Origin of the sequence: Brevundimonas sp. (assembly GCF_036659295.1) — a bacterium.
GTDB lineage: Bacteria > Pseudomonadota > Alphaproteobacteria > Caulobacterales > Caulobacteraceae > Brevundimonas.
This window is the reverse complement of sequence record NZ_JAVXCU010000054.1, coordinates 4,967-15,195: the sequence shown is the minus strand read 5'-3', so window position 1 is coordinate 15,195 and position 10,229 is coordinate 4,967. Positions and strand designations below refer to the sequence as shown.

Annotated in this window: 9 protein-coding genes and 1 pseudogene; all 10 read right to left on the bottom strand. The window is 60.4% G+C overall.

Annotation, left to right across the window (positions count from 1 at the left end; translation table 11 throughout):
* A partial coding sequence (locus RSB01_RS10165) for a dihydropteroate synthase (RefSeq protein ID WP_332625414.1) occupies window positions 1-1,176 on the bottom strand: 1,176 nt, incomplete at its 3' end.
* Window positions 1,176-1,544, bottom strand: coding sequence for a DUF6508 domain-containing protein (locus tag RSB01_RS10160; protein ID WP_332590960.1), 369 nt, complete (start codon window positions 1,542-1,544; stop codon window positions 1,176-1,178). The genes RSB01_RS10160 and RSB01_RS10165, both read right to left, overlap by 1 nt.
* On the bottom strand, window positions 1,544-2,614 hold the full coding sequence (locus RSB01_RS10155; RefSeq protein ID WP_332590961.1) for a homocysteine S-methyltransferase family protein: 1,071 nt from the start codon (window positions 2,612-2,614) through the stop codon (window positions 1,544-1,546). The genes RSB01_RS10160 and RSB01_RS10155 overlap by 1 nt, the downstream gene beginning before the upstream one ends.
* 3 nt (window positions 2,615-2,617) lie before the next feature.
* Window positions 2,618-3,562: a methylenetetrahydrofolate reductase [NAD(P)H] gene (metF, locus tag RSB01_RS10150; protein WP_332619836.1), complete on the bottom strand. Its 945-nt coding sequence runs from the start codon at window positions 3,560-3,562 to the stop codon at window positions 2,618-2,620.
* Window positions 3,562-4,524: a metalloregulator ArsR/SmtB family transcription factor gene (locus RSB01_RS10145; protein ID WP_332625413.1), complete on the bottom strand. Its 963-nt coding sequence runs from the start codon at window positions 4,522-4,524 to the stop codon at window positions 3,562-3,564. Before RSB01_RS10145 ends, metF begins: the two co-directional genes overlap by 1 nt.
* Before the next feature lie 141 nt (window positions 4,525-4,665).
* Window positions 4,666-5,589, bottom strand: a complete 924-nt coding sequence (locus RSB01_RS10140; protein WP_332625411.1) for a 2-hydroxyacid dehydrogenase — start codon at window positions 5,587-5,589, stop codon at window positions 4,666-4,668.
* Window positions 5,590-5,698: 109 nt separating this feature from the next.
* Window positions 5,699-7,364 (bottom strand): annotated as a pseudogene (gene ettA, locus RSB01_RS10135) (energy-dependent translational throttle protein EttA).
* Between the two features lie 121 nt (window positions 7,365-7,485).
* Entirely contained in the window at window positions 7,486-8,391 is a 906-nt protein-coding gene (locus tag RSB01_RS10130) for an alpha/beta hydrolase-fold protein (RefSeq protein ID WP_332625409.1), read from the bottom strand.
* Between the two features lie 74 nt (window positions 8,392-8,465).
* Complete coding sequence (locus tag RSB01_RS10125) at window positions 8,466-9,077, bottom strand: TIGR02466 family protein (protein WP_332591473.1); 612 nt, start codon at window positions 9,075-9,077, stop codon at window positions 8,466-8,468.
* A gap of 42 nt (window positions 9,078-9,119) precedes the next feature.
* Window positions 9,120-10,229: alpha/beta-hydrolase family protein (locus tag RSB01_RS10120; RefSeq protein WP_332625407.1), on the bottom strand; the 1,110-nt coding region annotated here is incomplete at its 5' end.

Below are 10,229 nucleotides of genomic sequence, written 5' to 3'. Positions count from 1 at the left end.
GGCCTTTTCGGCTTCCATATAGGGTTCCAGATAGGCGACGGCCTGTTTCATCACACGGGCGGATTTCACCACCTGCGGCAGGAACATCTTGCCCGCACCGAACAGGTCACCGACCACGTTCATGCCATCCATCAGCGGACCTTCGATGACATGCAGAGGGCGCTCGACGCTTACGCGGGCTTCCTCGGTGTCTTCGACGATGTACTCGGTGATGCCGTGAACGAGGGCATGGGCGATACGGCCTGCAACAGGCTGCTCGCGCCATTTCAGGTCGACAACCTTGGCAGCACCTTTTTCACCCTTATAGCGCGGGGCCAGGTCCACCAGACGTTCGGTATTGGAAACATTGGTGCGCTGGCGGCGGTTGAGGATCACATCCTCTACGGCTTCGCGCAGTTCGGCGTCGATATCGTCATAGACGGGCAGGTCGCCCGCATTGACGATGCCCATATCCATGCCCGCATTGATGGCGTGGTACAGGAAGACCGAGTGGATGGCACGGCGTACCGGCTCGTTGCCACGGAAGCTGAACGACACGTTCGAGACACCGCCCGAAACACGGGCATAGGGCAGTGTGGCCTTGATGACCTTTACGGCCTCGATGAAGTCCACGGCATAGTTGTCGTGTTCCTCGATACCCGTCGCCACCGCAAAGATATTGGGGTCGAAGATGATGTCTTCGGGTGGGAAGCCGACCTCGTTGACGAGAATATTATAGGCGCGGGTGCAGATTTCGATCTTGCGGGCGGCGGTGTCGGCCTGACCCTGCTCGTCAAAGGCCATGACGACGACGGCGGCACCGTAACGCAGGCACTGCACGGCGTGATGGCGGAAGGCTTCCTCGCCTTCCTTCATACTGATCGAGTTCACGATCGGCTTGCCCTGAACGCACTTCAGACCTTCCTCGATCACCTCCCATTTGGAGCTGTCGATCATCAGCGGCACACGCGCGATGTCAGGCTCTGCGGCGATCAGGTTCAGGAAGGTGCGCATGGCTTTCGGACCATCCAGCAGGCCCTCGTCCATGTTGACGTCGATGATCTGGGCACCGGCCTCGACCTGCTGACGGGCAACGTCCAGCGCGGCGTTGTAGTTGCCTTCGACTACCAGCTTGCGGAACTTGGCCGAGCCGGTGACATTGGTCCGCTCGCCGACATTGATAAATACAGGGCGCATCAGGCGATATCCAGTTGTGCAAGGCGGCGAACGATGGCGGCGAGGTAGCCCTTGCGCTGGCAAGAGGCGATGTGGCCTTCGCTAAAGCGTTCGCTTCGGACGATGTAGGTGGCGTAGCCCAGAAGGGCGTTCCGGTCGGCGGTGGCGATGGTGTCGCGGGTAAGGTTAGGCACTTCACCCTTCAGCATGCGGTCATAGAAATCCGATGGACCACCAAGGCCGATGGCCCCCAGCGCCCGCTCCCACGCATGGAATACGGGCGCGTATTTGGCATAGGTGAAGCCGGTGCCGGTCTTTTCCCATGTGATGAACTGGTCGTCGGGAATGACATCCAGTTCGGCAGACAGCTGTTCGAGGTCGGCAGACATCACGCTACCAGTTCGAACGGTTCCAGACCCGCCAGACGCAGGGCCTTGGGGCGCTCGGGGATGGCGCGTGGGGTTATGCCGGACACTTCGTCGGCAATGTGTTTGATGTGGTCCGGCGTGGTGCCACAGCAGCCGCCGACGATGTTGACCAGACCCGACTTGGCCCATTCTTCGATGAAGTGGCCGGTTTCGTGGGGTTGTTCGTCATACTGGCCCATGGCGTTGGGCAGGCCCGCATTGGGATAGGCAGACACAAGGGTGTCGGCCACGCGGCTGAGCTCGGCAATGTGCGGGCGCATCAGTTCGGCACCCAAGGCGCAGTTGAAACCCACAGCGAACGGCTTGGCGTGACGGATCGAGTTCCAGAAGGCTTCGGCGGTCTGGCCCGACAATGTGCGGCCCGAACGGTCGGTAATGGTGCCGGAAATCCAGATGGGCAGGGGCTCATAGCCCTCGTCCTCGAGGTCTTTAACAGCCTTGATCGCAGCCTTGCAGTTTAGGGTGTCGAAGACGGTTTCGATCAGGAACAGGTCCACGCCACCGTCGTGCAGGGCCTTGGCCTGTTGTTTGTAGGCTTCGTAAACCTCGTCGTATGAAACGGCGCGGAAACCGGGGTCGTTCACGTCGGGGCTGAGCGACAAGGTGCGGTTGGTCGGGCCAATGGCACCGGCGACAAAGCGCGGCTTGTGCGGTTCTTTTTCGGTCCAGCGGTCGGCGACTTCGCGACCGATGCGGGCCCCTTCGTAATTCAGGTCATAGACCGCATCTTCGAGACCGTAATCGCCCTGTGCGATGGTGGTGGCCGAGAAGGTGTTGGTTTCCGATATATCCGCGCCTACCGAATAATAGGCATCGTGCAGACTAGCCACGATGTCGGGGCGGGTCAGGATCAGAAGGTCGTTATTGCCCTTTTGCGGGTGGTTGTGATTGGCAAAGCGCTCACCACGGAAGTCCTCTTCCGTCAGGTTCTCGCGCTGGATCATCACGCCCCAACTGCCGTCCAGAACCAGAATACGTTCCTTGGCGGCCTTGTGGAGCGCGGCAATACGTTCGGAGCGGGTCAAAGCCATAACTCAGGCAGCCTTTTGTTCACGCACGCCCAGAACGCGGCAGATGGCATAGACCAGATCGGCGCGGTTCAGGGTGTAGAAGTGGAAGTCTTCAAAGCCTTCTTCCTGAAGGCGAGCGCAGGTTTCGGCAGCCACCGAGGCGGCCAGAAGCTTGCGCGTTTCATGGTCGTCATCCAGCCCGTCGAAATGGGCGGCCAACCAGTCGGGCAGGGCCGTACCGCAGGCCGAGGTCATGCGTTGCAGACCGGCAAAGTTCGACACCGGCATGATGCCGGGGATCAGCTTGATGGTAATGCCGGCCGCGCGAACCTGATCGCGGTAACGCAGGAAGGCATCCATATCGAAGAAGAACTGGGTGACGGCACGGGTGGCACCGGCATCCTGTTTGGCCTTCAATACATCCAGATCGTGCTGAATGGACGGGCTTTCGGGGTGCTTTTCAGGGTATGCCCCGACCGTAATATCAAAGCCGCCAGCGCTCTGGATGGCACGGGCCAGTTCGGTGGCATTGGCATAGCCGTCGGTGCGCGGCGTATAGGCACCGCCGATACCGCTTGTGCCGGGCGGATCACCGCGCAGGGCCACAATATGATCCACGCCGATGGACTTGTAGCCTGCGATCACCTCGTCCACTTCGTCGCGGCTGGCCTCGACGCAGGTGAGGTGGGCAGCAGGGCGCAGCGAAGTCTCGGTGATGATGCGGTGGACCGTGCGGTGGGTACGCTCGCGCGTCGACCCGCCTGCACCATAGGTTACAGACACAAAGGCGGGGTTCAGCGGCTCTAGGCGGCGGATCGCCTTCCACAGATTGGCTTCGGCCTCGTCCGACTTGGGCGGGAAGAACTCGAACGAGACATTGACCGGCTTTTTGCTGTTACCGGCGCGGGCAACCGGCCCCAGAGGCGACAGCAACAGGGCGCGGGCTTCGGCGAGAGAAGAGGGAGCCATCAGGCAATCTTTCGGACGTGTTCAGCCGCACGGATGCCCGTCCAGATATGGACGGTCAGACCCTCGCGGTCGGGAGGAAGGATGATGGGGGCCGCCGCTTGCAGACCGCCCTGTGCCAGCCAGCCAGAGATCTCCTCATCGGAAAATCCCAGACGACGGTGTTGGTGTTCTTCGCGCAGTTGCTCCAGCTGGTGCGGGGCGAAGTCCACGATCAGCAGCTTGCCGCCCGGCATGACCAGACGCGCGGCCTCGGCCACGGCGGCGGCGGGGTCGGCCAGGTAGTGCAGGACCTGATGCACGATCACCAGATCGGCACTTTCGGCGGGCAGGCGCGTAGAGAAGATGTCGCCGTGACGCAGTTCGACCTTGTCCAGTCCCGCCTGGGTGACATTGGCGCGGGCGATGTTCAGCATGTTCTGGCTGAGGTCCAGACCCACCGACATCTTGGCCTTCTTGCCGAGCAGGGTCAGCATACGGCCCGAGCCGGTGCCAAGGTCCACAACACGGTCAAAAGGGCCTGGACCGGCGGCCTGCTCGACGGCTTTCTCGACGGCGGTTTCGCAAACATAGAGTGAGCGCATCTGGTCCCATTGGGGCGCGACCTGCTCGAAATAGCGGGCGGCGTCGGTGGCACGTTCGCTGCGGACTTCTTCGAGGCGGCGGTGATCGGCCTCGCCTTCGTCATCGGCCAGAATATCCAGAACCGTATCGGTCAGGCGGCGGGCCTGCGCATCGTGCGACAGACGGTAATAGACACGCGCACCATCGGGAAAACGCTCGATCAAACCGGCATCGGCCATAAGCTTGAGATGGCGCGAGACACGCGGCTGGCTCTGGTCCAACACGCGTGACAACTCCATCACTGAGAGTTCTTCGGCAGCGAGAAGCGACAGGATGCGCAAGCGCGTGGGCTCACCCGCGGCGCGGAGAATCTCTACAGTCTGGTCAGCAGTAAGGTTCATAGCTCATATAAAGATATCTTTATATGATTATGCAAGCCAAAACATGCCTGCCCGAGGGTCTTTAAGCGGGATCACGGCCCAAATGACGCAATCTTTGTGCTGGCCAACAAAGACTTACGTTCCGCAGGGGGTATATTCCACCTAGACGGGCGTAATCAGGGCCTCGCCCGCGAAATGGGCAGACAGATTCTGTAGCAACAGCATCAACATGCCCTGCACGGCTTCGCTGGTGGCCCCGCCTGTATGCGGGGTGATGACTAGATTCGGCACATCGGCCCATTGCTCTGCGGGCGTAGGCTCGACCTCGAATACATCCAGCGCAGCCGCCCCCAGTTGTCCGCTCAGCAGAGCTTGGATCAATGCGGCTTCGTCAACCAGTTGCCCGCGCGAGACATTGACCAGCAGACCATGCGGTCCCAACGCCTTGAGGACATCCGCCCCGATCAGATGCCGGTTGCTGTCATCGGCGCGACTGGCCACCACGAGGATGTCGCAGGTCGAGGCCAACTCCATCAAGGTTTCGGTGCGGGGCCATTTCACATCCTTGGAGCGCGGCCCCCACCATGAAACGCTCATGCCAAAGGCCTCGGCACGACGGGCGACCGCCTGTCCAATGGCACCCAGACCTACAATGCCCAGTTTCTGATGGCGCAGCGAGGATGACAGCAACCTGACCTCTGGCGTCCATTCGCCTTTGCGCATCAGGCGGTCGCCACTGACGATATTGCGCCGCGAGCCGATAATCAGGCCCATGGCGTGATCGGCCACGTCCTCATGGTTCACATTGGGGGCATGGGTGACGGAAATGTTGTGGGCGCGGCACCAGTCCAGATCGATGCCTTCGAACCCGGCGGTGAAACAGGCCACCAGCGACAGGTTGGGCAGTTTTTCCAGCAGTTCGTGACCTAGCGGGTATTCCCCCGCAGTAATGACGACGCGGATATCGGGCGCGGCCTCGGTCGGAGGGCCTTCCCACAGACGATAGACGTCATAGCTGCTTTCGAGGAAAGCACTGAGCGGACCAAGGTGCCGCGGCGTAATCAGAAGGGCAGGTTTCTGGGTCATACACCCAGATTACCCCTGTTATCCCAAATGACCAGTCGCTGTGTCGGCAAAGAAAAACGGCCCCGTCATAAAGACGGGACCGTTGATCGTTTGCATCGAAGCTGTGGTCTTAGCGACCGAACTTCTGGTGCTGGATACGCTTGGGAATGATGCTGTCTGCACCAAGGCGACGCATCTTGTCCTGTTCGTAGGCTTCGAAGTTACCTTCGAACCATTCCACATGGCCGTCACCTTCGAAGGCGAGGATGTGGGTGGCCAGACGGTCAAGGAACCAGCGATCGTGGGAGATGACCACGGCGCAGCCTGCGAACTCTTCCAGAGCCTCTTCGAGGTTCTGCAAGGTTTCGATGTCTAGATCGTTGGTCGGTTCGTCGAGCAGGATCAGGTTGCCACCGGTGGCCAGCGTCTTGGCAAGGTGGACGCGGTTACGCTCACCACCGGACAGGTCCTTGACGAACTTCTGCTGGTCGCCGCCCTTGAAGTTGAACGAGCCAACATAGGCGCGGGTGTTAATCTCACGCTTGCCGACCATCATGATGTCGGTGCCGCCCGAGATCGCCTGCCAGATGGTGTCGTCCGGCTTCAGATCGTCGCGCGACTGGTCAACATAGGCCAGCTTGACGGTTTCACCGACGCGGATCGTGCCACCATCAGGGGTTTCCTGACCGGTGATCAGCTTGAACATGGTCGATTTACCGGCGCCGTTCGGGCCGATAACGCCAACAATGCCGTTGGGCGGCAGCTTGAAGGTCAGGTTGTCGAACAGGACCTTGTCGCCATAGGACTTCTTGAGACCTTCGACTTCCAGAACGACGTTGCCGAGGCGCGGGCCGGGCGGGATCTGGATGTGGGCGTGCGTCTGCGCGCCGCGCATCGATTCCTGTTCCTCGACCATGCGCTCATAGGCGGCCAGACGGGCTTTGGACTTGGCCTGACGGGCCTTGGCACCCGAACGGACCCAGTCCAGTTCGCGGGTGAGGGCGCGCTGGCGAGCTTCGGATTCCGAGTTTTCTTGCACGACGCGCTTGGTCTTGGCTTCCAGCCACGAGGAGTAGTTACCCTCGTGCGGGTGGCCCTTTCCACGGTCCAGTTCCAGCGTCCACTTGGTCACCAGATCCAGGAAGTAACGGTCGTGGGTGACGAGGATGACGCAACCCGGGAAGTTTTCCAGGTGGTGCTGCAGCCAGGCGCATTTCCAGGTCAAGGTGGTTGGTCGGTTCGTCGAGCAGCAGCATGTCGGGCTTGGACAGCAGCAGGCGGGCCAGAGCCACGCGGCGCTTTTCACCACCCGACAGGTTGGTTACAGCCCAGTCGTCCGGCGGGCAGCGCAGCGCGCCCATGGCCATTTCGATACGGCTGTCGATATCCCAGACGTCACCGGCGTCGATTTTCTCTTGAAGAGCGGTCATCTCTTCCATGAGTTCGTCGGTGTAGTTTTCGCCCAGTTCGTTGGCGACTTCGTTGAAGCGGTTGACCCACTGCTTCTCTTCGCACCACGCTTCGACGTTCTGGCGAACGTTCAGGCTGTCGTCCAGTTTCGGCTCTTGTTCCAGATAGCCGCGCTTGATGCCGTCGGCAGCACGCGCTTCGCCCTGAAACTCGGTATCCAGACCGGCCATGATCTTCAGCAGGGTGGATTTACCCGAGCCGTTGACGCCAACCACGCCGATCTTGGCGTCGTTGTAGAAACTCAGCCAGATGTTTTCGAAGATCTTTTTGCCGCCAGGGAAGGTCTTGGTCAGGCCTTGCATCTGGAAAATATATTGCTGCGCCATACTGGTGCGTCGCGCCCTTGATTCAGAAGAAATGGGAGTGTTGGCAGGGGATGTAGCGATTGGGAGCCCAAAGGGCAAATCCGCCAAAGGTGGCGAGGACGCTTCAAAGGGCAATTAAGGTCTATTTTGCGGGCAAAATCGCCATCAATGCCCGGGTGAAGCCGACGGGGGCGACGGTCAGGTGGTCCTCGTTGTCCAATATGGTGGATTGCACTTTCAGGCCCGGATAGTTCCGCGATCGCAGTGTCTGTTCCATGACCTGCATATCGCGGACCATGTCGCCATCGCGCATGTGGCGGGGCGTCGGGCCGCGCGTTTCAAACCCGCCCATATACATGAACACATTGGCCGGCAGGTCGTTGTGGCTGCGGGCATAGTCCGCCTCCATCGTCATGATGTGGCGCTTGTCGTACCAGAAGGACGGACTGCCCAGCACATAGCTGCTGAACATGGCCGGATCGGTGAACATGATCTGCGCGCCCAGCAATGCGCCGTAGGAATGGCCCAGCATAATGCGCTGGTCAGGATCGGTGCGGAACTTGGCGTCCACATAGGGCAGGGCCTGTTCCTTTAGATAGGTCTGATAGGCCGCGCCGCCGCCATGAACATCATTGCTCGAATTGCGGGGGCCATTGGGCGTGGGGGTATAGTCGCGGCGACGGCTGGCGGCACCTTTATCATCCTTGCCGTAGGACAGGCCGATCAGGATGAATTCCTCGATGACCGGCCCGTCCAGATTCACGCGCCGCGCGATCTGGCGAATGATGGGAAAGGCATAGTCTGCATCGGTGACATACAGCACCGGATAGCGCCTGTTCGGCTGGGTGTCATAGCTGGCGGGCAGGCTGACAAAGATGTCGTAGTCGCGGTTTGAAACCGGATCGGGCACGGACCAGACCTGCGTTCCTGCCAGCACATAAGGCGCGCCGTCAGATGAAGTGCTGGCGGCGGTTTGGGCATCGGCGGCGCGGTTGCAACCGGCAACCGATATCGCAAGCGCCATCAGCGCTATGACCTGAAACTTCATGAACTCCCCCGTTCAACCTTTTCCCGTAATGCAGGTTTGCGGAGGAATGGGGCGCACGAATGGCAAAGCTGGATTTAGCTATAGTTGAAGCTGATCGAGATGCGTTGCTCGGTGGCGCGGTTGGCGGGCACCTCGTGGCGCAGCCAGCTTTCCCACATCAGAATCGTTCCGGCTTGAGGCTTCAGATAGACGAACGGGCGCTCAGCCTCGGTGGCGGTATCCGTCACACCGGGGCGGTTCATCATCATCACCAGACGCGGGTCTTCCATCTTGAGGGATGACGCGCCGTCGGGAATGTGGATGTAGATGGTGCCTGAAATGATCGAATGCGGGTGGATATGGCCCGTGTGGCCACCGCCCGGCATCAGGATGTTGACCCACAGATTGTCCAGCTTGGGCTTGCGGGCCAGATCAAAGTTCAGCGCCTTGGCATAGATATTGGCGTGCTTGTCGAGGATGCGTTTCAGCTCTGAGAACTCGGGGAAACGGACAGGCAGGTCATTGATCGAGCCATAGGACGTATAGCCCGGATAATGGTTGTCCTCGCACCATTTGATGCCCGCTTCATCTTCCTCGCCCATGACAAGGCACAGGTCCAGAATCTCCTCGTGAAGCTCGGCCCAGCCTTTATCGGCGGCGACGGAGGTTTCGTAGATCTGGGTCGGGAAGAGGGTGCGTAGTGACATGCGCGCTTCTTACGCTTGAGGATGGTCGCGGGCTAGGGGCGTTTAAAGCTCTTGTTCCTTCATAGCCGCGCGAAGACGTTGGCGTTCGTCTTGCGGACGTTCTGTTTTCAAGATGGCGTTCCAGCCTTCCATATAGTCGCCGCCATCATAAACGTGGCCGTGGCCGCGTGGTGTTGACGTGGCGGTCAACAGGTCAAACCCGACCTGAAGGAAGGTGACAACAGGGAACCAGGTCAGCTTGGGGCTGACATCCGGTCCATGCGGGTTGTCTAGCCACTGCGGGCGCTGCCAGATCAGGGACGGCGAGAAGAAGACAATGCCGTCAGATGCATATTGCAAATAGAGGATGCGCGTATCGGCCCAGCGGGTTTGATGCTCGGGCATGCCCTTCTGGCTCGTGAAACGCACCACCTTGCCATCGCGGAATGTCGGCAACCATGCAGGCGATCCGGCATCGCGGTCGTGGGTGATCTGGTTCCACGAACGGCTGGTAAAGGGCGGGCCCGCCATGAAGACGCCGTTGGGCGGGGCATCGACAATGTCGTAATAGTCATAGGACAGGTCGGTGTTCATCGCACCGAGGCTGAGGCCGAACAGATAGAGTTGGGGGCGGCTGTCGACGGGGAGGGTCTCCCAGTAGTCATGGAAGGCCAGAAACACGGCACGGGCGCTTTCCGATCCATATTCAGGCACGGCCAGAAGCGACAGCCAGCTGGGCAGATAGGAATATTGCACGCCAATGGTGGCGACATCGCCGTCCAGCAGGGTTTCCAGCGGAAAATGCGCCGACGGGTCCATCCAGCCGGTGCCGGTCGGGGTGGCCAGTACCAGTACCTTGCGCTCAAACGCGCCGATGCGGATGGCTTCGTTAAGGGCCAGTTGAGCGCGGGCGTCGGCATCCTCGGCCGAACCCATGCCGACATAGACCCGAAGCGGCTCTAGGGCAGGCCGGTTGGTGATGGCACTGATCTGGTCGGCATCAGGCGTGGCCAGAATGAATTTGCGGCCCTCGGCCCCCAGCGTGTTCCAGTCCAGTAGCGAGTCGGGGCTACCACTTTTGAGCAGATCCGATGGCGGCACCGTATCGTCGGAAATGGTGGCGTCGACACGGGCATAGGTGCGGTCGAACAGCTTGAAGCCCTGACCGAGGAT